The 23,817-nt window shown below is 73.7% G+C and carries 27 protein-coding genes; 13 read left to right on the top strand and 14 right to left on the bottom strand.

Going from position 1 to position 23,817, the window contains the following annotated elements:
* Entirely contained in the window at positions 1 to 1,029 is a 1,029-nt protein-coding gene (locus V7S47_RS10695) for a 6-phosphofructokinase (protein WP_336561547.1), read from the bottom strand.
* A gap of 58 nt (positions 1,030 to 1,087) precedes the next feature.
* Positions 1,088 to 1,765: a hypothetical protein gene (locus V7S47_RS10690; protein WP_336561546.1), complete on the bottom strand. Its 678-nt coding sequence runs from the start codon at positions 1,763 to 1,765 to the stop codon at positions 1,088 to 1,090.
* Between the two features lie 43 nt (positions 1,766 to 1,808).
* On the opposite strand from V7S47_RS10690, the gene V7S47_RS10685 reads away from it, so the two are divergent.
* Complete coding sequence (locus V7S47_RS10685; protein ID WP_336561545.1) at positions 1,809 to 2,627, top strand: DUF1028 domain-containing protein; 819 nt, start codon at positions 1,809 to 1,811, stop codon at positions 2,625 to 2,627.
* A 7-nt stretch (positions 2,628 to 2,634) separates the two neighbouring features.
* Here V7S47_RS10685 and V7S47_RS10680 read toward each other — a convergent pair whose 3' ends face one another.
* Complete coding sequence (locus V7S47_RS10680; RefSeq protein ID WP_336561544.1) at positions 2,635 to 3,123, bottom strand: hypothetical protein; 489 nt, start codon at positions 3,121 to 3,123, stop codon at positions 2,635 to 2,637.
* Between the two features lie 35 nt (positions 3,124 to 3,158).
* On the opposite strand from V7S47_RS10680, the gene V7S47_RS10675 reads away from it, so the two are divergent.
* The gene (locus V7S47_RS10675; RefSeq protein ID WP_336561543.1) at positions 3,159 to 3,761 is read left to right on the top strand and encodes a hypothetical protein; all 603 of its coding nucleotides are present in this window, start codon (positions 3,159 to 3,161) and stop codon (positions 3,759 to 3,761) included.
* Positions 3,762 to 3,858: 97 nt separating this feature from the next.
* Here V7S47_RS10675 and V7S47_RS10670 read toward each other — a convergent pair whose 3' ends face one another.
* The 6 genes from V7S47_RS10670 to V7S47_RS10645 all read right to left on the bottom strand — a co-directional run bounded on the left by V7S47_RS10670 (position 3,859) and on the right by V7S47_RS10645 (position 8,652).
* Positions 3,859 to 4,740 (bottom strand): hypothetical protein, encoded by an 882-nt coding sequence (locus tag V7S47_RS10670; RefSeq protein WP_336561542.1) that lies wholly within the window; start codon positions 4,738 to 4,740, stop codon positions 3,859 to 3,861.
* 7 nt (positions 4,741 to 4,747) lie between these two features.
* Positions 4,748 to 5,599 (bottom strand): arylamine N-acetyltransferase family protein, encoded by an 852-nt coding sequence (locus V7S47_RS10665; RefSeq protein ID WP_336561541.1) that lies wholly within the window; start codon positions 5,597 to 5,599, stop codon positions 4,748 to 4,750.
* A complete protein-coding gene (locus V7S47_RS10660) occupies positions 5,586 to 6,248 on the bottom strand; it encodes a response regulator (protein ID WP_090852294.1) in 663 nt (220 codons plus the stop codon). Before V7S47_RS10660 ends, V7S47_RS10665 begins: the two co-directional genes overlap by 14 nt.
* A 9-nt stretch (positions 6,249 to 6,257) precedes the next feature.
* A complete protein-coding gene (locus V7S47_RS10655; RefSeq protein ID WP_336561540.1) occupies positions 6,258 to 6,782 on the bottom strand; it encodes a flavin reductase family protein in 525 nt (174 codons plus the stop codon).
* Positions 6,779 to 7,843, bottom strand: a complete 1,065-nt coding sequence (gene macS, locus V7S47_RS10650; protein WP_442945343.1) for a MacS family sensor histidine kinase — start codon at positions 7,841 to 7,843, stop codon at positions 6,779 to 6,781. Before macS ends, V7S47_RS10655 begins: the two co-directional genes overlap by 4 nt.
* 80 nt (positions 7,844 to 7,923) lie before the next feature.
* On the bottom strand, positions 7,924 to 8,652 hold the full coding sequence (locus tag V7S47_RS10645) for a lysophospholipid acyltransferase family protein (RefSeq protein ID WP_336561539.1): 729 nt from the start codon (positions 8,650 to 8,652) through the stop codon (positions 7,924 to 7,926).
* Between the two features lie 68 nt (positions 8,653 to 8,720).
* Between V7S47_RS10645 and V7S47_RS10640 the strand changes: the two genes are divergently transcribed.
* Together V7S47_RS10640 and V7S47_RS10635 are read left to right on the top strand one after the other, a co-directional pair.
* Entirely contained in the window at positions 8,721 to 9,491 is a 771-nt protein-coding gene (locus V7S47_RS10640) for an alpha/beta hydrolase (RefSeq protein ID WP_336561538.1), read from the top strand.
* A 32-nt stretch (positions 9,492 to 9,523) separates the two neighbouring features.
* A complete protein-coding gene (locus V7S47_RS10635; protein ID WP_336561537.1) occupies positions 9,524 to 9,940 on the top strand; it encodes a hypothetical protein in 417 nt (138 codons plus the stop codon).
* Between the two features lie 40 nt (positions 9,941 to 9,980).
* Here V7S47_RS10635 and V7S47_RS10630 read toward each other — a convergent pair whose 3' ends face one another.
* The 5 genes from V7S47_RS10630 to V7S47_RS10610 are packed head-to-tail and all read right to left on the bottom strand — an operon-like array spanning position 9,981 to position 13,914.
* The gene (locus V7S47_RS10630) at positions 9,981 to 11,006 is read right to left on the bottom strand and encodes an ROK family protein (protein ID WP_336561536.1); all 1,026 of its coding nucleotides are present in this window, start codon (positions 11,004 to 11,006) and stop codon (positions 9,981 to 9,983) included.
* A gap of 4 nt (positions 11,007 to 11,010) precedes the next feature.
* On the bottom strand, positions 11,011 to 11,934 hold the full coding sequence (locus V7S47_RS10625) for an ROK family glucokinase (RefSeq protein ID WP_373366987.1): 924 nt from the start codon (positions 11,932 to 11,934) through the stop codon (positions 11,011 to 11,013).
* Positions 11,935 to 11,948: 14 nt separating this feature from the next.
* Entirely contained in the window at positions 11,949 to 12,281 is a 333-nt protein-coding gene (locus V7S47_RS10620) for a hypothetical protein (RefSeq protein WP_336561535.1), read from the bottom strand.
* Positions 12,278 to 13,471 (bottom strand): ArsA family ATPase, encoded by a 1,194-nt coding sequence (locus V7S47_RS10615; RefSeq protein ID WP_336561534.1) that lies wholly within the window; start codon positions 13,469 to 13,471, stop codon positions 12,278 to 12,280. The genes V7S47_RS10620 and V7S47_RS10615 overlap by 4 nt, the downstream gene beginning before the upstream one ends.
* A 5-nt stretch (positions 13,472 to 13,476) precedes the next feature.
* Positions 13,477 to 13,914, bottom strand: coding sequence for an SRPBCC family protein (locus V7S47_RS10610; RefSeq protein ID WP_090852322.1), 438 nt, complete (start codon positions 13,912 to 13,914; stop codon positions 13,477 to 13,479).
* A gap of 111 nt (positions 13,915 to 14,025) precedes the next feature.
* Between V7S47_RS10610 and V7S47_RS10605 the strand changes: the two genes are divergently transcribed.
* From V7S47_RS10605 to V7S47_RS10565, 9 genes are all read left to right on the top strand, one after another.
* Positions 14,026 to 15,813: an AMP-dependent synthetase/ligase gene (locus tag V7S47_RS10605; protein ID WP_336561533.1), complete on the top strand. Its 1,788-nt coding sequence runs from the start codon at positions 14,026 to 14,028 to the stop codon at positions 15,811 to 15,813.
* A gap of 207 nt (positions 15,814 to 16,020) precedes the next feature.
* Complete coding sequence (gene cpaB / locus V7S47_RS10600) at positions 16,021 to 16,743, top strand: Flp pilus assembly protein CpaB (RefSeq protein WP_336561532.1); 723 nt, start codon at positions 16,021 to 16,023, stop codon at positions 16,741 to 16,743.
* A 6-nt stretch (positions 16,744 to 16,749) separates the two neighbouring features.
* Positions 16,750 to 17,922: an AAA family ATPase gene (locus tag V7S47_RS10595; protein ID WP_336561531.1), complete on the top strand. Its 1,173-nt coding sequence runs from the start codon at positions 16,750 to 16,752 to the stop codon at positions 17,920 to 17,922.
* A gap of 3 nt (positions 17,923 to 17,925) precedes the next feature.
* Entirely contained in the window at positions 17,926 to 19,299 is a 1,374-nt protein-coding gene (locus tag V7S47_RS10590; protein ID WP_336561530.1) for a CpaF family protein, read from the top strand.
* Complete coding sequence (locus V7S47_RS10585) at positions 19,296 to 20,276, top strand: type II secretion system F family protein (protein WP_336561529.1); 981 nt, start codon at positions 19,296 to 19,298, stop codon at positions 20,274 to 20,276. Before V7S47_RS10590 ends, V7S47_RS10585 begins: the two co-directional genes overlap by 4 nt.
* 1 nt (position 20,277) lies before the next feature.
* Entirely contained in the window at positions 20,278 to 21,201 is a 924-nt protein-coding gene (locus V7S47_RS10580) for a type II secretion system F family protein (RefSeq protein WP_336561528.1), read from the top strand.
* On the top strand, positions 21,201 to 22,802 hold the full coding sequence (locus V7S47_RS10575; protein ID WP_336561527.1) for a sensor histidine kinase: 1,602 nt from the start codon (positions 21,201 to 21,203) through the stop codon (positions 22,800 to 22,802). The genes V7S47_RS10580 and V7S47_RS10575 overlap by 1 nt, the downstream gene beginning before the upstream one ends.
* Entirely contained in the window at positions 22,799 to 23,455 is a 657-nt protein-coding gene (locus V7S47_RS10570; protein ID WP_336561526.1) for a response regulator transcription factor, read from the top strand. Before V7S47_RS10575 ends, V7S47_RS10570 begins: the two co-directional genes overlap by 4 nt.
* A 117-nt stretch (positions 23,456 to 23,572) precedes the next feature.
* Positions 23,573 to 23,800, top strand: coding sequence for a Flp family type IVb pilin (locus tag V7S47_RS10565; protein WP_336561525.1), 228 nt, complete (start codon positions 23,573 to 23,575; stop codon positions 23,798 to 23,800).
* The last annotated feature ends 17 nt before the right edge of the window (positions 23,801 to 23,817 follow it).

Genomic DNA, 23,817 nt, shown 5'->3' with positions numbered 1-23,817 from the left:
TCAGCCGAAGAAGACCTGCGCCTCGGCGTACTCCTCGGGGCTGACCAGCTTCAGCGCGCCGGTGCCCTCGATGAGCGGGAGCCGGACGATCTTCGTGCCCTGCAGCGCCATCATGGTGCCGAAGTCGCCCTCGGCGACCGCGTCGACGGCCTGCAGGCCGAAGCGGGTGGCCAGCCAGCGGTCGAAGGCGGTGGGCGTGCCTCCGCGCTGGATGTGGCCGAGGACGACGGTCCGCGCCTCCTTGCCGGTACGACGCTCGATCTCGACGGCGAGCCGGTCGCCGATGCCGCCGAGGCGGACGTGGCCGAAGGCGTCGACCTCGCCGGGGTGGACGGTCATCGCCCCGCCCTCGACCGGGACCGCGCCCTCCGAGACCACGATGATCGGGGCGTACTGGGTCTGGAACCGGGTCTCGACGTGGGCGCAGATCGCCTCGACGTCGAACGGCTGCTCCGGGATCAGCACCGCGCTGGCGCCACCGGCCATCCCGGCGTGCAGGGCGATCCAGCCGGCGTGGCGGCCCATCACCTCCACGACCAGGACCCGGTGGTGGGACTCCGCGGTGGTGTGCAGCCGGTCGATGGCCTCGGTCGCGATGTTGACCGCGGTGTCGAAGCCGAAGGTGAAGTCGGTGCCGGACAGGTCGTTGTCGATGGTCTTCGGCACCCCGACCACCGCGACGCCGAGGTCGGCCAGGTGGGTGGCGACGCCGAGGGTGTCCTCGCCGCCGATCACGACGAGGGCATCGACGCCGTCGCGGGCCAGGTTCTCGCGGATCCGGTCGACGCCGCCGTCGACCTTCAACGGGTTGGTGCGCGAGGACCCGAGGATGGTGCCACCGCGCGGCAGGATCCCCCGGCACTGCTCGATCCCGAGCGGCATCGTGAGGTCGTCCAGCGGGCCCTTCCACCCGTCGCGGTAGCCCACGAACTCGAACCCGTGGTCGCGGACCCCACGGCGCACGATCGCCCGGATGACGGCGTTCAGGCCAGGACAGTCCCCGCCCCCGGTGAGCACTCCGACGCGCATCTGCTCTCCTCCGCTGAGGCGGGTGGGACGGTTCGCAGCGACCCTAGTGCGACGTGGGTCACACGACCAGCAGCCGCGCGCAGACGAAGCCCAGGGCGGCGCCCGCGAGAAGGCCCAGGACCGCGAACCCCACGATCCCCGACCAGCCTCCGATCACCCTCCGGTCGGTCGGCAGCGGCTGCTCCCAGCGCGGGTCGCCGACCGTGGCGGCGACCTCCCCGGCGCTCACCCGGTCCTCCAGGACGGCGACCTCGGCCCGCTCCGGGTGCACGGCCACGAGCAGCGGCGCGCCCGGTGGCAGCACCACGCCGGCCGGGGCCAGCAGCCCCACCCGGCGCGCCGGTCCGTCGCCGACGGCCGTGACGACGAGACCCACCGCGGCGCCCGGCACCCGACCGCCGGCCAGACCGAAGGCGGGCAGCGCCGGCTTGGTCCGACCCCGGACGACCCGCGCCGGGACCGGCACCGCCACCACGGCCCCCTCCACCAGCTCCTGCGAGCCGGCGACGACCTCGGCCCAGAAGCGGCGCTCCATCCGGCGCACCGTGACGACGTGCCAGACGGCCCAGCCCGGGATCGCCAGGAAGGCGACGAGCATCAGGCCCAGCTCCCCGCGTCCGACCTCGTCGTTCAGCGGGAAGAGGAAGGCGCCCAGCAGGCCGCCCGTGACGAACCCGGGAGCGAGCATCTGCAGGAGGACGGAGGTGCGAGCGAAGCGGGCCAGGTCGTTGAGCACGTGCGCTCCCTACCCGCACGCCGCGCGCCGCTACCCTCCCGGCATGACGTTCTCGATCGTGGCCCGGTCCGCCGACGGAGAGTCCTGGGGGGTCGCGGTCGCCTCCCGGTTCCTGGCCGTGGGCGCCGCCGTACCCGCTGCGGTCGCCCAGGTCGGGGCGATCGCCACCCAGGCCGACGCCAACGTCGCCTACAAGGGCCTGGCCCTGTCCCACCTCGACGACGGCGCGACCGCGTCGGTCGCGCTGCAGCGGCTGCTGGAGGAGGACGACGGCCGCGACCACCGCCAGGTCGGCATCGTCGACGTCGACGGCGGCGCCGCCACCCACACCGGGACGGCCTGCCTCGACTGGGCCGGCGGGGTGACCGGTGACGGGTACGCGATCCAGGGCAACGTCCTCACCGGCGAGGAGGTCGTGCTCGCCATGCGCGACGCCTGGGAGGCCTCGGCCCCCGACCTGCCGCTCGCCCACCGGCTGCTCGCCGCCCTCACCGCCGGTGACGAGGCGGGCGGTGACCGGCGCGGGCGGCAGTCGGCGGCGCTGCTCGTCGTCCGCGACGAGGCCGGGTACGGCGGGCTCGACGACATCGCGGTCGACCTGCGCGTCGACGACGCCGCCGCGCCGATCCCCGAGCTGGCCCGGCTGCTCGCCCTCAACGACCTCTACCTGACCGCGTCGACCGAGGACGAGAAGGTGCCGGTGACGCCCGAGCTCGAGGCCGAGCTGGCCGCCTTCGCCGAGGCCCGGGGGCACCGCGACTTCCTGGCCTGGGTCGGCACCGAGAACTACGAGATGCGGGTCGCGCCCGACCTGTCCTGGATCGACGAGCAGGTCCTCGCGATCGTCCGCGCCTCGGCGTAGACCTCGCTCAGTGCCAGTTCCGGATCGCGATGCGGCGGCTGACCAGCCAGGTCTCCTCCGGCTCGGCCAGGCTCAGTCGGGCCGCGGCCGCCAGCACCTCGTCCTCGGTCGGGCACGCAGCACGGCGCTCGGCCCGCTCCTCCCGCGACCGCGCCACCACCCAGTGCTGCGGGTGGACGGCGTAGGCCAGGTGTCCGACGGCGCCCCACTGGCCGAACCAGGTCACCGCGCTGCTCCGCGCGCCGGCGTGCACCAGCTCGCCGTCTCGCAGCAGCGCGATCCGCTCCCGCACCTCCACGACCTTGTAGCCCATCGGCACCCGCTGCTCGAAGTCGCTGTACGACCCGAAGTCGCGCAGGTCCCCCGCCGGCCAGGCCCGCCCCCAGTGGCCCGCGCCGTCCGCGAGCAGCCACAGCGGGTCGGGGGCGGCCGCGTCGAACGGGTCGGCACCGTCGGCCGGCCAGTCGTAGGCGATCCAGGGCGTCGCGTCGCTCACCCGACGATCCTGCCCGACGGCCTAGGGTCGGGTGCATGACCGTCCTGGCCCTCGTCGTGGAGCCGACGGAGGTCACCGCGTCGGTGAGCGCCGACGGTCGGGTGACCACGGCGGCCCGGCTGCCCCTCACCCCGCACCCCGCCGGCCCCGACCGGAACGAGCTCGTGGCGGAGGACCTCTGGCGAACCGTGCTCGGCGTGCTGCGGACGGTCGCGGACGAGGTCGCCGTCTCGGCTCTCTCCGTCACCGGCCCGAGCACCTCGCTCCTCCTCTGGGACACCGAGACCCTCGGCTCCCCCCGGCCCGCCCTGCTCGCGCCCGACCCCCGGGCCGCCGATCCCGCGGCCGGGCTGGCCTGGGTCGCCGAGCACGAGCCGCACACCTGGGCGCTGGTCCTCGACGAGCGATACGCCGCCGGCCCGGTCGCGTCGTACGTCGTCGCCCGGATGACCCGGGGCCTCCAGCACGTCACCACCGACCCGGCCTGGTCCGCCGACCGCGCCGCGGAGCTCGGCGTACCTGCTGAGGTGCTGCCGGAGCTCGTGCCGCCCGGCACCGAGGTCGGCCTGAGCGACCCGCGGCTGGTCCTCGGGATGCGGCTGCCGATCTCGCTCCCGCCTGTGGGCGGGGCCGCGTGAGTTTCATCGGCTAGCCGATGAAACTCACGCCTGGACGATGAACCTCTGTCGTCCCGGCAGGAGCTTCATCGGCTAGCCGATGAAACTCTCTCCGGCCCTACGACAGCCGGTCGAGCGCGGCCCGGGCCGCGTCCCGCTCCCGGGTGGCCTCCTCGAGGACGGTCTCCGCCTCCGAGCGCGCCTCCTCGGCGTCGGAGAGCTCGTCCTCGACCTCCTCGGCGCTCGTCTCGAGCTCGGCGAGCCGGCGACGGAGCTCGTCCATCTCGGACTGGACCTGCATGGTCCGGGCCTCGAGCTCGGCGACCGAGGCAGCGACCTCGTCGAGCTCCTCCTGGGCGGCGTCCACCTCCGCCTGCGCCGACTCCAGCAGCTCCTCGGCGGCGGCGCGGGCCTTGGCGTCGGCGTCGGGGTCGGGGACGACGTGCAGCTCGGGCCGCGGCGGCGGCTCGGCGTCCCGGGCCGTCGCCCGGAAGCCCAGCGCCTCGGGGACGGCCACCGCGGCGGCCAGATCGACCTCGTCGACGCCGGTCGCGGTCAGCGCGGTCACCAGCAGCCCACTGCGTACGGCGGCCGCGCACCCCTCGTCGACCATCGCCGCGGTCAGGGTGGCCTCGACCTGGTCGGCGACCGCCGCGGTCACCTTCAGCCCGTGCTCCTTCGCGACCGCGCGGGACTGGGTGGTCACGGCGGCGGTGAGCTGGCGCCGCTGCTTGGTGAGGGTGCGCAGCTCGTCGCCGGACATCGCCGCCTGGGCCTCGCGCAACGCGGCTCCGACGGCGAGCACCTGGTCGACCTGCTCGGTCTCGTGGCGGACCAGCAGGTTGACCACCCAAGCCGCCGTCGCCGGCTTGCGCAGCGCCTTCACCGGCCCCGCGAGGTCGGTGCCCTTCAGCGCCTTGGCCCGCGCGTCGCGGGCCGGCGTGAACGACGGCAGGTCCAGCCCGTAGAGCTCGTCCGCGATCTGCAGCAGCTCGCTCATCGCGGCGTCACGGCCGACCGGCCGAGGTCCAGGCCTGGTGGGCGGCCAGCGTCCGGTCGAACAGCGCGACCAGCTCGTCGTCCGGCACGTCGTCGAGGGGTACGCCGATCTCCGCGAGCCCGGCCCGCCAGGCGTCGTACGACGTCAGCTCGGACTCGGTGCGTCCGCCCGGCTCCACCCGGGTGCGCACGCACCCGCGCAGCAGGTCGACCCCGGTGGCGTCGCGCCGCTGCACCAGCAGCATCCGGGTGAACCGTCCCTCGGGTGGGGTCGACAGCTCGGCGTGGGCGTCGAGCACGTCGGCCGGCGTGGTCGGCCCGTCGGTGACCTCGATGCCGCCGAAGGAGCCGGCCGCGTCGTGCCGGAAGGACCAGCCCGCCTCGGTCACGTCCGTGAGCTCGTAGCGGAACCCGGCGTCGTCGTACGTGCCGTCGACCAGCGGGAGCGGCTCGGCGAACCCGTCGCCGATGCCCACGTCGGCCCACCAGCGCCCGTCGGGGTTCTCCGGGGTCGGCAGGTCGCGGACCACGAGCACCAGGTGGTTGAGCACGGGCAGCGCGCCGTCGACGCCGGCGGTCCAGACGTGTCCGTGCCGCCGCTCGACCTCGAAGCCGAGGTCGCGCAGCACCAGCTCGAGCGCGCCGTTGTGGTGGAAGCAGTAGCCGGCACGTCCGACCGTGGCGATCCGCTCCAGGCTCGCCGCCGGGTCGACCGAGGGCGGGTTGCCGAGCATGATCCCGAGGTTCTCGTAGGGCACCCGCTCCAGGTGGCGCGCGTGCACCAGCCGCAGCGTCCCGAGCGTGGGCGGGAGCGCGACGTCGTCGAGCCCCAGCCACCGCAGGTACCTACGCGTCGGCATCGTCCAGCCCCTGCTCGATCGCGTAGCGGGTGAGCTCGACCCGGTTGTGCATCTGGAGCTTGCGCAGGGTGTTCTGGACGTGGTTCTGCACGGTGCGGTGGGAGAGGACGAGCCGGTCGGCGATCTGGCGGTAGGACAGGCCCTTGGCCACCATCTTCAGCACCTCCGTCTCCCGCTCGGTCAGCTCGGGGTTGGCGGGGTCGGCGGCCGCGGGCTCACTGAGCCGGCGGTACTCCCCCAGCACCAGCCCGGCCAGGCCGGGGGTGAAGACGGTGTCGCCGGCCGCGACCCGTCGTACGGCGTCGAGGAGCTCCTCGCGGGACGCGGACTTCACGAGGTAGCCGGTCGCCCCGGCCTTCACGGCCTCCAGGACGTCGGCCTGCTCGCCGGAGGCGGAGAGGATGAGCACCCGGGCGGACGGGTCGTGGCGGAGCACCTCGGCGGTGACCTCGACGCCGTTGGGCGCGGGGATCTGCAGGTCGAGCACCAGCACCTGCGGCCGGGCCGCCGGGAACCGCGCGACCGCCTCGGAGCCGTTGGCGGCCACGCCGACGACGTCGAAGCCCGCCGCCTGCAGGTCCCGCTCGACGGCGTCACGCCACATCGGGTGGTCGTCGACGACCATCACGCGGATCGGGGGCTCCGTCATGGCAGGACCCTAGAGGGGAGGCGCCGGGCGCAGCCAGCGCCCCCGCCGGTGGGCCAGCGGGTCGCGCTCCTCGCCGACCTCGACCTCGTCGACGACGCAGGTCAGCAGGCTCGACCAGCCGACCGTGGTGGTCGACTCGATGCTCAGGCCCGCCCACGCGCTGACGCCGACCAGCCGCGGCCCCCAGGCGGTCTGCTCGAAGGCGGCCTGCCGGAACGGACCACCCGGTGCCGGCGCGGTGCCGGCGAAGGCCTCGGCCAGGTCGCGGTGCTCCCACGCGAGCAGCTGGGCCACGCAGCGGCCGGTGTCGGCGACGACGTCGGCGAGGTCGGAGTCCGGGTCGACCAGGGCCAGCAGCCGGGTCGGCTCCCCCGCGGCGATCATCAGCGAGGTCACCGTGAGCCCGGCCCGGCCGTGCTGGTCGGCGAGGTCGCCCGCCGTCCACAACGAGACCGCACCTCCGAGCCGGCCGCGGAGGCGGCGTACCGGGTCGCGGTCGGGGTCGGCGAACGGGTGCGTGCTATGGATGGTCATCGGCCCTCCCGAGGCACGGAGATCTCCCACTCGGTGCCCTCGGGCCCGGTGGTCAGGGTGGCGGTGCCGCCGAGGTCGGCGACCCGGCCGCGGATCGACTCGCTGACGCCGAGCCGCCCCTGGTCGGCGGCCTCGGACAGCCGGCCCTCGGGGATGCCGGGACCGTCGTCGCGGACCGAGACCTCGATCCGGTCGCCCACCGCCTCGAGCAGGACCCAGGCCCGAGCCCCCGGCGCATGCCGCTCGATGTTGTCGAGGCACGCGCGTACGGCGGCCACCAGCTCACGGCCCGCCGACCCCGCCAGCTCGACCGGTACGCCGGGCCCTGCGACCACGACGCCCGGCCGCTCCAGGCGGGCCAGCTCGGCGGCCACGTCGACCGTCCCGGCCACGCCGTCCGCAGGGACCGCGTCCTGGGCGTGGATGAGGCCGCGCAGCACGGTCTCCTGCTCCCCGGCCAGCCGACCCAGCTCGGCCGCGTCGCCGCCGAGCTCGGACCCGCGGCGCTGGACCAGGGCGAGCACCTGCAGCACGCCGTCGTGCACCGCCCGCGCCAACCGGGCGCGCTCGGCCGCGGCCGCCGCCTCCCGCTCCGCGGCGTCGCGCTGCTCGGCCATCCGCTGCAGCGACTCGGCCAGTCCGCCGATGACCACGCCCCCGATCACCAGCAGGTAGGCGTTGCCGTAGTTGGTCTGGCTGACGTCCTCGCGGATCGCCAGGTCGGAGACGGCCAGCACGAGCGCGGCGACCAGGCCGCCGCGCCAGCGCCAATGCACGGCCCAGGCCAGCAGGGCGCCCATCACCCAGAAGCCCGGCACGGTCGCGCTGAAGCCGGCGCCCTTGACCAGCGGCGAGGCCAGCAGCAGGGTCATCGCGACCGCCAGGTCCAGACCGAGGACGACGCGGGTACGGCGCGCGGGGTCGGCGTACGCCCAGACCGTGAAGGCGGTCCAGCCGATCATCACCGCGACCAGGACCAGGCCGGCCGCCGGGCGCTGGTAGTTGTCGGCGCGGTAGACGTTCAGCCCGACGGCGTTCGCCACCAGCACCACGCGGAGCACCGCCAGGGCCCGGAACAGCCGGTCCTCGACGGTCGTCTCGGGACGGCGCCAGCCGACCGGACGGGGATGGGACTCGCGGCTCAGGACGCCTTCTTCTGCTCGTCCGCCTCGCCAGCGGCCTGCTCGGCCGCCTTCTTCTGCTCCTCCTTGGCGCGGGCGGCGTACTGGTCGACGTACTCCTGCCCGGAGAGACGCATGATCTCGTACATGATCTCGTCGGTGATCGACCGGAGGATGTAGCGGTCGTTCTCCATGCCCTCGTAGCGGGAGAAGTCGAGCGGCTTGCCGAAGCGCACGACCGGCTGGACCAGCCGGCCGAACTTCTTGCCGGGCGGCGCGACGACGTCGGTGCCGACGACGGCGACCGGGATGACCGGCACGCCCGACTCGAGCGCGAGCCGGGCCACGCCGGTCTTGCCGCGGTAGAGCTTGCCGTCGTGGGAGCGGGTGCCCTCGGGGTAGATGCCGAACAGCTCGCCCTCGGCCAGGATCCGCTTGGCCGCGCTCAGCGCGCCCTCGGCCGCCGACGCGCCGGAGCGGTCGATCGGCACCTGTCCGGAGCCGGAGAAGAACTGGCGCTGGAACCAGCCCTTGATGCCGGGGGTGGTGAAGTACTCGGCCTTGGCCACGAAGGTCACCCGCCGCGACAGGGTGAGCGGCATGAACAGCCAGTCGGCGTACGAGAGGTGGTTGCTCGCGAGGATCGCGGGCCCCTCCAGCGGGACGTGGTCGGCGCCGACGGCCTGGGGGCGGAACACGACCCGGAGCAACGGCCCGAGCGCGATCCACTTCAGGAACCAGTAGAACACCGCACAACCCCTCCCACGACCGACCGAGACACGCGAACTCTAGCCCCACGCGGACCTACAGTGAGCCCATGACGATCCACCCCATGGCGACCCCCCTCTCGGCCCCCGCCCGCCCCGAGCTCACCGGTGGCCGTCGGGTCGGCGTCCTGGTCAGCCACGGCTTCACCGGCCAGCCCGCCTCGGTCAAGCCGTGGGGCGAGCACCTCGCCGCCCAGGGGTACGCCGTCGAGGTCCCGCGCCTGCCCGGCCACGGCACCACCTGGCAGGAGATGAACCGCACCACGTGGGACGACTGGTACGGCGAGCTCACCCGCGTCTTCGACAAGCTCTGCCTCGACAACGACGCCGTCGTCGTCAGCGGGCTGTCGATGGGCGGCGCCCTGAGCCTGCGCCTGGCCGCCGACCACCCCGACCGGGTGTCCGGCGTCGTCGTGGTCAACCCGGCGGTCGCGACCAAGCGCTTCGACGTCAAGCTGCTGCCGGTGCTGAAGCACCTCCTCCCCTCGATGCCCGGGATCGTCGACGACATCAAGAAGGAGGGCGTGACCGAGCATGGCTACCCCCGGGTGCCGCTGCGGGCCGCCGCCTCGATGTTCGGCGCCTGGCCGGCGCTGACGGCCGAGCTGCCGAAGGTCACGGCCCCGTTGCTGTACTTCCGATCGACGGTCGACCACGTCGTCGATGAGCTCTCCGAGCCGCTGATCACCGGCACCGTCTCGTCGCGGGACGTGCGCGTCGTACGCCTCGAGGACAGCTTCCACGTGGCCACGATCGACCACGACGCCCCGGCCATCTACGACGGCACCACCGAGTTCGTGGCCCGAGTGACCGCGGTCTAGGCCCGCATCCCCCCACGACCTACCCTCGAGGCGTGCAGCGCGACGAGGACGAGGACGCCGTCTGGCGCTCCATCGTCGACAACTACGGGGACCGCCCCGACCTCGAGCCGGAGGCCGCGACCGCGGATCCCGAGCCGGTCGATCCGCCGCTCGACGAGCCGGTCGACGATCCCGAGTGGTTCAGCGCGCCGCTGGCCGCACCCGACGAGGACCGCTTCGTGCCGCCGCCCCCGCCGCCGGTCCCGCGGGCGCGCCTGGACCGACGGATCGCCTGGTTCGGCGTCTTCGGCGCCCCGGTGATCCTGCTGGTCTGCCTGATCATCCGCATCGGCATCCCGCGGCTGCTCGCCTACGGCCTGGTCGCCGCCTTCGTCGGCGGCTTCCTCTACCTCGTGTGGCAGATGCCCCGCGGGCCGCGCGACCCCTGGGACGACGGCGCGCAGGTCTAGCGAGGCCGCGCCGGCGGACTCGCTGATGGTGGTCGAGCTCTCAGTCGTCCTCGGCGCCGAGGCGCCGCGCGACGCGCGCCCCGACCGACGTACGACGGGCGCGGGCCCGCCGCCCCCCGCTGCGAACGGCCGAGCGGGCCTGGTCCGCGGCGCCGACGACGCCGGCCTCGGGGCCCAGCGTGGCCCGCAGCAGCGGCGGTACGGCGCGGTGCCCGGTGCCGACCAGCGAGCGGGTCAGGGCCGCGCGGGCCGGGGCCAGCAGGTGCTCGCCCGCGGCGGAGACGCCACCCGCGATGACGACCACGTCGGGGTCGAAGGCGGCGACCAGGTTGGCCACACCGACGCCCAGCCAGTCGCCGACCGACGCGAACGCCTGGAGCGCGACCTGGTCGCCGCGGTCGGCGGCCTGGGTGACCATCGGTCCGACCAGGCGCGCCGGGTCGCCTCCGCACATCTCGTCGAGCAGGGTCGGGACGCGGCCGAGCTGTGAGCGGGCGTGCCGGGAGAGGGCGTTGCCGCTGCAGTACTGCTCCCAGCAGCCCGAGCCGCCGCACTCGCAGGAGAGCCCGTCCGGCACCACCTGCATGTGGCCGAACTCCCCGGCCATGCCGTTGCTGCCGCGGTGCACGCGCCCGTTGAGGACCACGGCGCCGCCGATGCCGGTGCCGAGGGTGACCACGACCGCGTCGGTCGCGCCCCGTGCGGCCCCGAAGGCGACCTCGGCGCGGGCGGCGCAGTTGGCGTCGTTGTCGAGGACGACGGTGGTGCCCCAGCGCTCCATCAGCCGGGCCCGCACCTGCTCGCCCCGCCAGGGCAGGTGCGGCGCGAACATCACCCGCTCGCCGGCCCGGTCGACGAACCCGGCCGCCGCCAGCCCGACGCCGTCGACGGCCCGCCGTCCGGCGACCTCCAGCACGGCCTCGGTGAGCGCGTCCTCGACGACCGCCGGGTCGACGAGCCGCCCCGGGGTCGAGCGGTGGGCGGTGCGCAGCACCCGGCCTCGGGCGCTGACGGCCGAGGCCATCACCTTGGTGCCGCCGACGTCGACGCCGATGAACAGGGCCATCGGGTCAGCGACGGGCGAGGTCGGCGGCGCCGATCAGCCCGGCCCGGTTACCGAGTCGTGCCTTGCGGATCTCCAGCGACGGCCGGTGGCCGCGACCGGTGAGCTGGGCGGCGAAGGCGGCCCGGGTCGGGGCGAGCAGCAGCTCGCCCGCCTCGCTGACGCCGCCGCCGATGACCACGACCGCCGGGTCGAGGATCGCGGTGAGCGAGGCGATGCCCTCGCCGAGCCACTTGCCGAGCTCGGCGAGCTGCTCGACCGCGAACGGGTCGCCCGCGCGGGCCGCCTCGGTGATCAGCGGGCCGGTGATCTTGTCGGCGTCGCCGCCGGCCAGGTCGAGCACGTGGCGCGCGAGCAGCGAGCCGCCGCGCGCGGAGGTGCGGGCCTCGCGGACCAGCGCGTTGCCGCTGGCGTACTGCTCGAAGCAGCCGTGGTTGCCGCACCCGCACAGGATGCCGTTGGGGACGACGCGCATGTGGCCGATCTCCGCGCCGACGCCGAAGGCGCCGCGGTAGAGCTCGCCGTCCAGGACCACGCCGCCTCCGACACCGGTGCCGACGGTCACCAGCAGCAGGTCGTCGACGTCGTGGCCGGCGCCGTAGCGGAACTCGCCCCAGGCCGCCGCGTTCGCGTCGTTCTCGATCACGACCGGCAGGTCGACGCGCTTCTCGAGCTCGCCCTTCAGGTCGACGTTGCGCCAGGCGATGTTCGGAGCGAACATCACCAGCGCGCGGGCCTTGTCGATGTAGCCCGCCGCACCGACGCCGACGGCCGAGATGTCGTGGCGCGAGCGCAGCTCCAGGACCAGGCCGGCGATGGCCTCCTCGATGGCCTCCGCGTCCGTGGCCGGCGACACCACCCGCAGCTCCTCGACGATGCTGCCGTCCTCGTCGATCACGCCGCCGGCGATCTTGGTGCCGCCTACGTCCACCCCACACGCCAGGGTCATTCGTCCTCCGCCCATCCGTCGTCGGGGACATCCTCGCCGAGGTCGATCCGCTCGACGCCAGCGGCCCGGTCCCGACGCTCCGGCGGCACGTGCGTGGCGAGCAGCCCGGCGGCCGCCTGCACCAGCGAGGAGGCGGCCGAGGCGAGGTGCGCCTTCACCTCGGGACTGGTCTCCCGCACCAGGTGGACGGCCCGGCAGACCGGGCACCACGTGCACTCCGGGTCGTCGGCGGCGACGTGCTGGTCGACCTCGCGGAAGGCGTCGGCGAGCGCGCCGAAGAGCTTCGCGGCCTCCTCGCCGACGCTGCCGACCTGGTCGTCCTCGTTCACGCTCGCTCCTTCTCCGGGGCCGCCACGGTGACCTCGCGGAACCGCACCTGCAGCTCCCCCGCCTCGACCCGGGCGCCGCTGACGCGGAGCCGCGCGAGGCCCGCCGGCAGGCTGAGGACGCGACGATACGACCCCACGGTCACCACCAGGTCGTCGCCGTTGCGGGCCAGGTCCACGTCGGCCCGGGTGGCGTGCGGCAGCGCGAGGTGCAGCACCGCCCCCGAGGAGGTACGGCGGACCCGGAACGGCCCGTCGCCCGCGGGCGGGGCCAGCGGGTCGCTGCCGTCGTACACCTCGCGCGCGAGGTCGGTGAGCGCCGCGACGCCGACCGGCTCGCGGGGCCGGTAGACCGAGCGCCAGACGGGCAGCCCGTCGAACGACTGGTCGACCTGCGCGAGCACCTCGTCCTGGGCGAGCACCCAGCCGGCGCGCCAGTCGTCGGCGCCCTCGGCGGGAAAGACCCGGTTGGCGACCACGCCGTCGACGCGGTAGCCGAAGAGCGAGAGGGTCGTGTAGGAGCGGCGCGCCTCGGCGAGCACGATCGTCTCGGGGGTCAGCACCAGGCGCACGCTGGAGCCCGGGCCGGCCAGCAGCCGGTGCACCTCGTCCAGCTCGCCGTGCAGCCGCTCGACGGCGTCGAACACGCTGTCGCCGGGCATGGGGACGCCGACGGTGCGGTTCAGCACCGGACGCAGCGCCTTGACGATGCGCCGCTCGGCCGGGAAGACGCGGTGCATGTACCAGCCCAGGGCCTCGGGCAGCGCGAGCAGGCGCAGCGTCTCGGCCGTCGGCGCGCAGTCGACCACGATCACGTCCCAGGCGCCGGACAGCGCGTGCAGGCGCAGCTCCAGCAGCGCGAGCACCTCCTCGGCGCCGGGGATCACCGTCAGCTCCTCGGCCGCGACCGGGTCGACCCCGGCGACGTCGAGGACGGACAGCAGGTAGCCCTGGATCTCGGCCCAGGACTGCTGGAACCGCAGCTGGGCGTCGACCTGCTGGACGAAGAGCCGCTCGGCCACCTCGGTCGGCTCGGCGCCGACGGCGACACCGTACGCGTCGGCGAGCGAGTGGGCGGCGTCGGTGGAGAGCACCAGCGTGCGCTGCCCGTCCGCGGCAGCCAGCGCGGCGGTCCCGGCCGCGATGGTCGACTTGCCGACCCCGCCCTTGCCGGTGAACAGGAGGATGCGCACCGGGACTACTGCTGCTCGACGCGCTTCTTGAGCCCCTTCAGCGCGGTGTCGATGAGGATCTTCTCGCCCTTGCGCTTGAGCATGCCGATCAGCGGGATCGAGACGTCGAGGGCCAGGCGGTAGGTGACCTCGGTGCTGCCGTCGCCGCGATCGCGCAGGACGTAGGCGCCGTCGAGCGCCCGCAGCATCTTGCCCTCGACCAGGGTCCAGGTGACCTCGCGGTCGCCGTCCCAGGTGTAGGCCAGGGTGTACTCGTCCTTGATGGGCGAGACGTCGAGCGCGAAGTAGACCTGCTCGGCGCGCCCGTCGGCCCCGGGAACGGTGACCTCGACGGTCTTCATGCCCTTGGCCCAGGTGGGGTAGGCGTCGAAGTCGGCGATCACCGCCATCACGGCAGCGGGGGCGGCGTCGATCACGATCGAGGACGTGGTCTGCTCTGCCATGGCCGGAGCGTACCGGACCTCGGCCCCGCGAGCAGGCGGCGGTAGCCTGCCCGGGGGCGTCCTCCGACGGCGCCCCGACCGAGCCTGACCCAGCGTGAACGAGGAGGCAGCGTGCGGGAGTTCTCGACGCCCCTGACCATCGAGGTCCCCGCTACCGGGAACCTCACCGACGACGTCGTGACGAACGCCCGCGAGGCGGCCGACACCGTCGGCTTCAGCCGGCACACCGACTCGGGGTGGGAGGACGTGACCTGCGCGGAGTTCCTCGCCGAGGTCAGCGCCGTCGCCAAGGGCCTGATCGCCGCGGGCATCGAGGCCGGTGACCGGGTCGCCCTGGTCTCGAAGACCCGCTACGAGTGGACCCTGCTCGACTACGCCATCTGGTTCGCCGGAGCGGTCACCGTGCCGGTCTACGAGACCTCCTCGGCCGAGCAGATCGCCTGGATCCTCCGCGACTCCGCCGCGCGCGCCGTGATCGCCGAGGACGCCGGGCACATGGCTCGGATCACCGAGATCCGCGGCGAGCTGGAGCACCTCAACCACGTCTGGTCGATCACCGACAACGCCGTCGACGTCCTGGTCAGCCTCGGCGAGGACATCAGCGACGAGGAGCTCGAGAAGCGTCGTACGACGGCGACGCCGCTCGACCTGGCGACGCTGATCTACACCTCGGGCACCACCGGCCGCCCCAAGGGCTGCGTGCTGACCCACGGCAACTTCATGTTCGAACTGGGCGTGGCGGTCGACGAGCTGGAGAAGCTCTTCGACACCGAGGGCGCCTCGACGCTCCTCTTCCTGCCGCTGGCCCACGTGTTCGCGCGGATCATCCAGGTGGGCTGCGTGAAGTCCCGCACCCGGCTGGGCCACAGCGCCGACATCAAGAACCTGCTGCCCGACCTGCAGGAGTTCAGGCCGACCTTCATCCTCGCGGTCCCGCGGGTCTTCGAGAAGGTCTTCAACACCGCCTCCCAGAAGGCCACGGCCGACGGCAAGGGCAAGATCTTCGACCGGGCCGCCGAGACCGCGATCGCCTACTCGCGCGGCCTCGAGAAGGGCCGGCCCTCGCTGGCCGTCCGCGCGCAGCACGCGCTCTTCGCCCGGCTGGTCTACGGCAAGCTGCTCACCGCCCTCGGCGGCGCCTGCACCTTCGCGGTGTCCGGCGGGGCGCCGCTGGGCGAGCGGCTCGGCCACTTCTACCGCGGCATCGGCCTGACGGTCCTCGAGGGCTACGGCCTCACCGAGACCACGGCCGCACTCACCGTGAACCTCCCCGACGCCCAGAAGGTCGGCACCGTCGGCCGGCCGCTCCCCGGCACCGCCGTCCGGGTCGCCGACGACGGCGAGCTGCTCTTTCAGGGCGGTCAGGTCTTCGCCGGCTACTGGGACAACGAGGCCGCGACCGCCGAGGTGCTCGAGAGCGACGGCTGGTTCCACACCGGCGACGTCGGCGAGGTCGACGACGAGGGCTTCGTCCGGATCACCGGACGCAAGAAGGAGATCATCGTGACCGCGGGCGGCAAGAACGTCGCCCCCGCCGTGCTGGAGGACCGCCTCCGCGCGCACCCGCTGGTCAGCCAGTGCCTGGTCGTCGGCGACGGCCAGCCCTTCATCGCCGCCCTGGTGACGGTCGACCCCGAGTCCTTCCCCACCTGGGCCGAGACCCACGGCAAGAGCGGCTCGATCGCCGACCTGGTCGACGACCCCGACCTGCGGGCCGCGGTCGAGGAGGCGGTCGAGGACGCCAACAGGGCCGTCTCGAAGGCCGAGGCCATCCGCAAGTTCACGATCCTCCCCGAGGACTGGACCGAGGAGGGCGGCCAGCTCACGCCGAGCCTGAAGCTCAAGCGCTCGGTCGTGATGCGCGAGCAGCGCCAGCAGATCGAGGCTCTTTACTCGTAGTTCCCGTGACGCACCTCACCCCTGCGGTCGAGGTTTAAGCAGAGGTCTTTCGGGCGCATGTCCCTGTCAGCGGCGATCTGCTCAGATTGACTCCGATCGTGTCGAGATTTCTCTACACTTCATGCCGGGGTGGACAGAGTCCCCGGGGGTGTGCGTGGCCTAGACGGTGACCAGAGCCGTCGATCCGCGCGAGTGGAGAGGCTCTTCATGGACCGTCGCAGGATCCTGCTCGTCTCGGCCGTGCTGGTGGCCGCGCTCGGGACCGTCCTCGTCCTCCTCTACGCGCGCGGCGCCGACGCCCGCGCCGAGGAGCGCTTCGAGACCGCTCGCGTGCTCCAGGCGACGGCGCTCATCGAGGCCGGAGAGCCGATCGCCGACGCCCTGGCCGCCGGCAAGGTCGCGCCCGTCGACGTGGCCGTGGGCTCGCGACTGCCCTCGGCCGTCGTCGACAGCAGCGCACTCGCCGGCGCGTCGGTCGCCCTGACGGCCATCTACCCGGGCGAGCAGATCATCGCCGAGAAGCTGGGCGACGCCGCGGCGACCGGGCCCCAGCTGCTCATCCCCGACACCGGCGAGCTGGCCATCTCGGTCAACCTCACCGACCCGGCCCGGGTCGCCGGGTTCGTGACCCCGGGCTCGGAGGTCAGCGTCTTCGTGACGACCTCGTCGTACTCCCGGGTCCTGCTGACGCGGGTCCGCGTGCTCGGCGTCGGCTCCACGACCCCGGTCTCGACGGCCACGACGGACGAGAACGGCCAGGAGACGGTCGAGCAGCTGCCGCGCACCCTGGTGACCCTGTCGCTGACCCAGAAGCAGGCCGAGAAGGTCCTCTACGCCCAGTCCATCGGCGAGCTCGCGGTCGCGCTGCTCACCGACCAGAGCGACGTCGAGCCCGGTCCCGCGACCGGCGCCGGCAGTCTGTTCAGGTGATCTGACATGCCCGTCGTCGTCGATCCCGATCCGACCTCCCTCGCCGCGCTGCTCAAGCCGCTGCCGCCCTGCTCCCACGGCGTCGTCTCCGTGGACCGGATGCTCGCCTGGCTCGACCAGCACCCCGACGAGTACGTCGTCGTCCTCGGCCCCGGTCTCGAGCTGGACGTCGCCGTCGACGCCTGCGACCGGCTGCGCACCACCCGGCCCACGACCAGCGTCGTGCTGGTGCGCGCCGAGGTGGACACCCCGACCCTGACCCGGGCCATCAAGGCCGGCGCCCGGGACGTCGTCCCCCACGACGACCCGCACGCGGTCGAGTCCGCGGTAGCTCGGGCGCACGAGCTGTCGCTCGCGCTGCGCGGCCCGACCGGCACATCCCGGCGCGGCCGGATCGTGACCGTCTTCTCGCCCAAGGGCGGCGTCGGCAAGACCACGGTGGCGGTCAACCTGGCCCTGGCGCTGGCCGACGGCGGAGCCCGCCACGTCTGCCTGGTCGACCTCGACCTGGCGTTCGGCGACGTGGCCATCACCCTGCAGCTGTTCCCGACCCACACCGTCGAGCACGCGATCGGCTCCGAGGACAGCCTGGACCTGCCACAGCTCGAGGGACTGCTGACCCGCCACACCGACGCCCTGTCGGTGCTGGCCGCCCCGGCCCACCCGGACGTCCGCGAGCGCGTCACGCCGGTGCTCGTCGCCCGGCTGCTCCGGACCCTCACCGAGGGCTTCGACCACGTCGTCGTCGACACCGCGCCCGCCTTCGACGAGGCGACCTTGGCCGCCCTCGACGAGACCGACGACTGCGTCGTCGTGGCGACCCTCGACGTCCCGACCCTGAAGAACGTCAAGGTCGCGCTCGAGACCCTCGAGATGCTCGCCGTCGCCCGCGGCCACCGGCACCTGCTGCTCAACCGCGCCGACGACGCCGTCGGTCTCGGTCCCGACAAGGTCGAGGCGATCCTCGGGATGGGCATCGCCGCGGAGGTGACGACGGCGATCGAGATCGCCGCGGCCACCAACGCCGGCCGGCCCATCGTCGCCGGCTCCCCCGACCACCAGGCGAGCGTCGCGATCCGCGGCCTGGCCGCCCGGATCACCGGCGACCAGGTGCCCGTCGACGACGGCTCCCCGGCGCCCGTGGCCCGGTCCACCCGGCGCTTCCGGATCAGGAGGTAGCCCGTGTCCAGCCTCTCCGACCGCCTGGCCGCCGCACGCGGTGACGACGACGCGGCTCCCGCCCCGCAGCCCGAGCCGCGCCGCAGCCTGCTCCCCCAGCACGACCGGATCGAGGAGCTGAAGGCCCGGGTCCACGGCGAGCTGGTTACCGAGCTCGGCCCGCACCTGTACGACGCCGACATGGACCAGGACGAGCTCGACGGGCGGGTCCGCACCGTGCTCGCCGCGGTGCTCGCCGCCCAGGACCGGCCGCTCAGCAGCAGCGACCGGACCCGGGTCACCCAGGAGATCAGCGACGACATCCTCGGCTACGGCCCGATCGAGCCGTTCCTGCGCGACCCGTCGGTCTCCGAGGTGATGGTCAACGGACCCGCGAGCGTCTGGGTGGAGCGCGGCGGCCGGCTGGAGCCGGTCGACGCCCACTTCACCGACGAGGCCCACCTGCGACGCACCATCGACAAGATCGTCTCGCGGATCGGGCGTCGCGTCGACGAGTCCAGCCCGATGGTCGACGCCCGGCTCCCCGACGGCAGCCGGGTCAACGCCGTCGTACCCCCGCTGGCCGTCGACGGCTCGGCCGTGACGATCCGCAAGTTCGCCGTCGAGGCGATGACGGTCGAGGACCTGGTCGCGCTCGGCTCGCTGACCGCGGGCGCCGCCGAGTTCCTGCGGGCCTGCGTCCGCGGCCGCCTCAACGTCGTCGTCTCCGGCGGCACCGGTGCCGGCAAGACCACGACCCTCAACGTGCTGTCGTCCTTCATCCCCGGCGACGAGCGGATCGTCACCATCGAGGACGCCGCCGAGCTGCAGCTGCGCCAGGAGCACGTCGTCCGGCTCGAGTCTCGCCCCGCCAACATCGAGGGCCGCGGCGCGATCACCATCCGCGACCTGGTCCGCAACAGCCTCCGCATGCGGCCCGACCGGATCGTCGTCGGCGAGGTCCGCGACGCCTCGGCGCTCGACATGCTCCAGGCGATGAACACCGGCCACGACGGCTCGATCTGCACCCTGCACTCCAACGGCCCCCGCGACACGCTGGCCCGCCTCGAGACGATGGTGCTGATGGCGGGCATGGACCTGCCGGTCCGGGCGATCCGCGAGCAGGTCGCCTCGGCCGTCGACCTGATCGTCCACCAGACCCGCTTCAAGGACGGCACCCGCCGGGTCACCCACCTGACCGAGGTCGATCGGATGGAGGGCGACGTGATCACCCTCCAGGACATCTTCGTCTGGGACGGCTCGGCCGGCTTCGACGCCGACGGCCGCGCCCTCGGCCGGCTGGCGGCGACGGGGTTGCGGCCGCGGTTCGTGGAGCGGCTGACCCAGGCCAACGTCGAGGTGGATCCGCGGATGTTCGTCCCGGGAGCCGGCCGGTGAGCGGCGACTGGCTGCTGTACGCCGGCCTCGCCGCGATCGGGCTCGGGCTGGCCGGCACCCTGGTGCTCCTGGTCCCGCGCCGTCGTACGGCGATGGCGCCGGACGAGCGGGTCACGGCGTACGCCGGCCTCGACCCGCGGGAGCGGCCCGTCGCCGCTCCGCACGAGCAGGAGGCGGCGCTCGCGCAGGCGGCCGGTGCCGCCGGCCGCGTGCTGCACCGCAACCGCGGGCTCGAGGAGCGGATCGCCGCCCGCCTGGACGCTGCCGGCAGCGGGCTCCAGCCCGCCGAGTGGCTGCTGGTGCACACCGGCGTCCTGGTCGGTGCCGGCCTGGTCGGCCTGCTGGTCGGCCGCGGCAGCCTGGTGCTCGGCCTGGTCTTCCTGGTCCTCGGGGCCCTCGGACCGTGGTTGGTCCTCGGGCTGCGCCGCTCGCGCCGGCGTCGGGCCTTCGAGGCCCTGCTGCCCGAGACCCTGCAGCTGATGTCCGGTTCGCTGGCCGCCGGGCTCTCGCTCGCCCAGTCGGTCGACACGATCGTCCGCGAGGGCTCCGAGCCGGTCGCCGGCGAGTTCCGGCGGGTGCTGGTGGAGACCCGGCTCGGGGTCTCGCTGGAAGATGCCCTCGAGGGTGTCGCCGACCGGTTCCGCAGCCGCGACCTGGCCTGGACGGTGATGGCCGTCCGGATCCAGCGCGAGGTCGGTGGCAACCTCGCCGAGCTGCTCGACACGGTGGCCGCGACCATGCGAGAGCGGGAGTACGTCCGCCGCCAGGTCAACGCGCTGGCCGCCGAGGGCAAGCTCTCGGCGATCGTGCTGGCGGCGCTGCCGCCGGTCTTCCTCCTCTACCTCCTGGTCGCCAACCGCGACTACGTCGAGGTGCTTTTCACCGACGTGCGCGGCCTGGTGATGCTGGTCGGGGCCGGGCTGTGGCTAGCGGTCGGGGCGCTCTGGATGAGCCGCCTGGTCCGGGTGGAGGTCTGAGATGGTGCTCCTGCTGGTGCTCGGCGTCGTCCTCGTGCTCGTCGCCCTCGTGCTGCTCGGCCAGGCCCTGCGCCCGGCCGGAGACCTGACCGGCGTCGGCCGGTCGCTCGCCGTGCTCGAAGCGATGACGAGCGCCCCCGCCGAGCTGCGCCAGGACGCCGACCGCCCGTTCTCCGAGCGGGTGGCCGGGCCGCTGCGTGCCCGGGCCGCCCGGATCGGGCGACGCTTGGTCGGCGCCGACCGCACCGAGCGCTACCGGCACCGCCTCGACCTCGCCGGCAACCCCGCGGGCTGGGGCGTGGACCGCGTCCTGACGACCAAGGTGGTCGGCGCGGCCGCCGGTCTGGTGGCCGGCCTCGGGCTCGGGCTGCTGCTCACCGACGCCACCACGCTGCGGGTCCTCGCGTTGGTCGTCGGGCTGGCCGTCGGCTTCTTCGCCGTCGATCTCTACCTCTACCAGCGCGCCTACGACCGCTCCGAGCTGGTCCAGCGGGCCCTCCCCGACGCCATCGACCTGCTGACGATCAGCGTCGAGGCCGGCCTCGGCTTCGACGCGGCGGTGCGCCAGGTCGCCCGCAACACCGACGGCCCGCTCGCCGACGAGCTGTCCCGGGTGCTCCGCGAGATGCAGCTCGGACAGGGCCGCTCGGAGGCCCTCCGCGGACTCGCCGAGCGCACCAACGTCGCCGACCTGCGCACCTTCGTCTCCGCCATGGTCCAGGCCGACCAGTTCGGCATCCCGGTGGGTCAGGTGCTCCGGGTGCAGTCGCAGGAGATCCGGGTCAAGCGCCGCCAGCGGGCCGAGACCCGCGCCCAGCAGGTGCCGGTCAAGATCACCGTGCCGCTGATCTTCTTCATCCTGCCCACGCTCTTCGTCGCCGTGCTCGGCCCGGCCGCGATCACCATCATGGACAGCGGCATCTGATGCTGGTCGAACGGCATCCGCTCGGCTACCTCGCCCTGGCCGGTCGCGTCTTCGGGTTGCTCGTCATCGGGGCGCCGGTGCTGTGGTCCAAGGACCAACGGGCGGTCGCGAGCCTGGTCCTGCTCGGCGCGATCATGGTGGCCTGCGCCGGCCTCGACCACCTCTCACGCCGGTTCGACCAGTTCTCCCCGGCCCCGGAGGCCGTGCTCGTCGCGACGGTCTGCAGCCTCTGGGTGCCCACCCAGTCACCCCTGGTCGCGGCCCTGGCCCTCCCGGCGCTGAGCGGGGGCCTGCGCCGCGGCCTGCGCGGGGTGCTGGTGGCCCTGACGGCCGAGATGGTGGTGCTCACCGTCATCACCGTCCCGGGGTGGCTGCCCGACGTGGACCCCGAGGCCGCCCTCGCGACCAGCACCTGGCTGCTCGCCGGCCTCGGTCTCGGGCTGATCGGGGCATTCCTGCACAGCGTCGTCCGCCGCGAGCCGTCGCCCACCGAGCCGTACGTCTACGCCCGGAGCCTGCTGCGCCAACTGCTCGACCTGTCGTCCGGCCTCGACTCGGGCCTCGACCCGCAGGTGCTCGGCGGCCGGATCCTCGCCGAGGTCCGTGACGAGCTGCCCACCTCCACGCTGGCCCTGTACGTCGCCCGCGAGCACACGGTCACCCCCCTCGTCACCACGTCGGTCGGCGAGCCCCGCGACCTCGAGGAGTGCGGGATGGTCGCCGTCCACGCCTGGTCCCAGAGCCACACGATCGTGGACGGTCACGTCTTCGCCTTCCCGCTCACCACCGGCATGGACACACCCGCCGTCATCGCCGGTGTCCTCTCGGGACGTCTCGACAACCAGCGCTTCGGCCTCGAGGAGCGGCTCCGCCGGCTGGCCCGCCGGCTGGAGCCCAGCGCGCTGCACCTCGACACCGCGCTGCTCTTCCTGGCCTTCCGCGACGCCGCCAGCGCCGACGAGCGGCGCCGGCTGGCCCGCGAGATGCACGACGGGGTCGCCCAGGACATCGCCTCGCTCGGCTACCTGGTCGACGTGCTGGCCGCGAAGCCGGACGCCCCCGAGGTGCCCGAGCGGATCGACGTGCTGCGCGACCGGATCAGCTCCGTGGTCTCCGAGGTCCGGCAGACCGTCACCGACCTGCGCACCGACGTCGGCACCAGCGCGAGCCTGGGCGCCGCGATCAGCACCCTGGCGCGCAGCCTGAGCGAGGTGTCCGGGATCCCGATCCGGGTCACCCTCGACGAGCACCCCGCCCGGCTGAGGTCCGACGTCGAGGCGGAGCTGCTGCGCATCGCCCAGGAGGCGATGAACAACGCCGTCAAGCACGCGCGGGCCAGCACCATCGACGTCCGCTGCCAGGTGCACGCGCCCCAGGCCCTGATCTCGGTCTCCGACAACGGGCTCGGGCTGCAGCGCGGCCGGACCGACTCCCACGGCCTGAAGATCATGCGGGAGCGCGCCATGCTGCTGGGCGCCGACCTCTACATCGAGGAGGTGCCCACCGGGGGTCTCCGCGTGTCGGTGTGGGTACCCGGATCCGCCCGGGACGACGACCCGACCGAGACCGAGCCCAGCGAGACCAGGACGGTGACCGCATGACCGAGCCCACCAGCCCCATCCCCCTTCTCCTCGTGGACGACCACGAGCTGGTCCGCGAGGGTCTGGCCAGCGTGCTCGACCTCGAGGACGACCTGAAGGTGGTGGGCACGGCCGCGAACGTGGCCGAGGCGCTCGCCCGCTTCAACCAGGTCCGGCCCCGGGTCGTGGTGACCGACCTCCAGCTGCCCGACGGCACCGGTCTCGACGTGGTCCGCGCGCTGCGCCGGCTCGACGAGAACGTCGGCCTGGTCGTGCTCACCATGCACTCCGGCGACGACCAGATCTTCGCTGCGATGGAGGCCGGCGCCTCCGGCTTCGTCGGCAAGGACGCGCCCTCGCGCGAGGTGGTCCGAGCCGCCCGGCACGCGGCCGTCTCGCCACGGTCGTTCGTGTGCGCCGGGCTGGTCGAGGCGATGACGCGCCGTACCTCCGCGGAGTCGACGCGGCTGACCGACCGCGAGCAGGAGGTGCTCCTGCTGCTCGCCGAGGGCCTCGGGGCCGGCGCCATCGGCGACAAGCTCTACATGAGCGAGTCGACGGCGAAGTCCCACATCGCCCGGATCTACCAGAAGCTGGGCGCCTCCAACCGCGCCCAGGCCCTGGTCACGGCCATGCGGATCGGCCTGCTCTCCAGCGTTCGGCGCGCGGAGTAGCCCGAACGGACTACCCCGGGTCCGGCCGCTCTCCCGTACCGCGGCCGGCCCCTCTCGCGGATCCTTGATGGTGTGAGGGAGGGACCTCTCACCCCGTCAGCCCCGAGAGGACACACCATGCTTGAGAACCTGCGCACCTTCATCGAGAGCCTCCGCGACGCCCGTGCCGAGCGGCGTGACGAGCGCGGCGCCTCCGCGGTCGAGTACGGCCTGCTGGTCGCCGGCATCGCGGCGCTCATCGTGACCATCGTGTTCCTGTTGGGCGACCAGGTTCAGGGCGCCTTCCAGGACACCTGTGACGAGATGGCCCAGGGCACCTGCGCGCCGGCTCCCGCCAACCCCTGATCCCGCTCTCCCCACGG

This window comes from Nocardioides sp. CCNWLW216, assembly GCF_037120545.1.
GTDB classification, from domain to species: domain Bacteria; phylum Actinomycetota; class Actinomycetes; order Propionibacteriales; family Nocardioidaceae; genus Nocardioides; species Nocardioides lianchengensis.
Note: the sequence above shows the minus strand (reverse complement) of the source record. Positions and strands in the feature narration are given on the sequence as shown.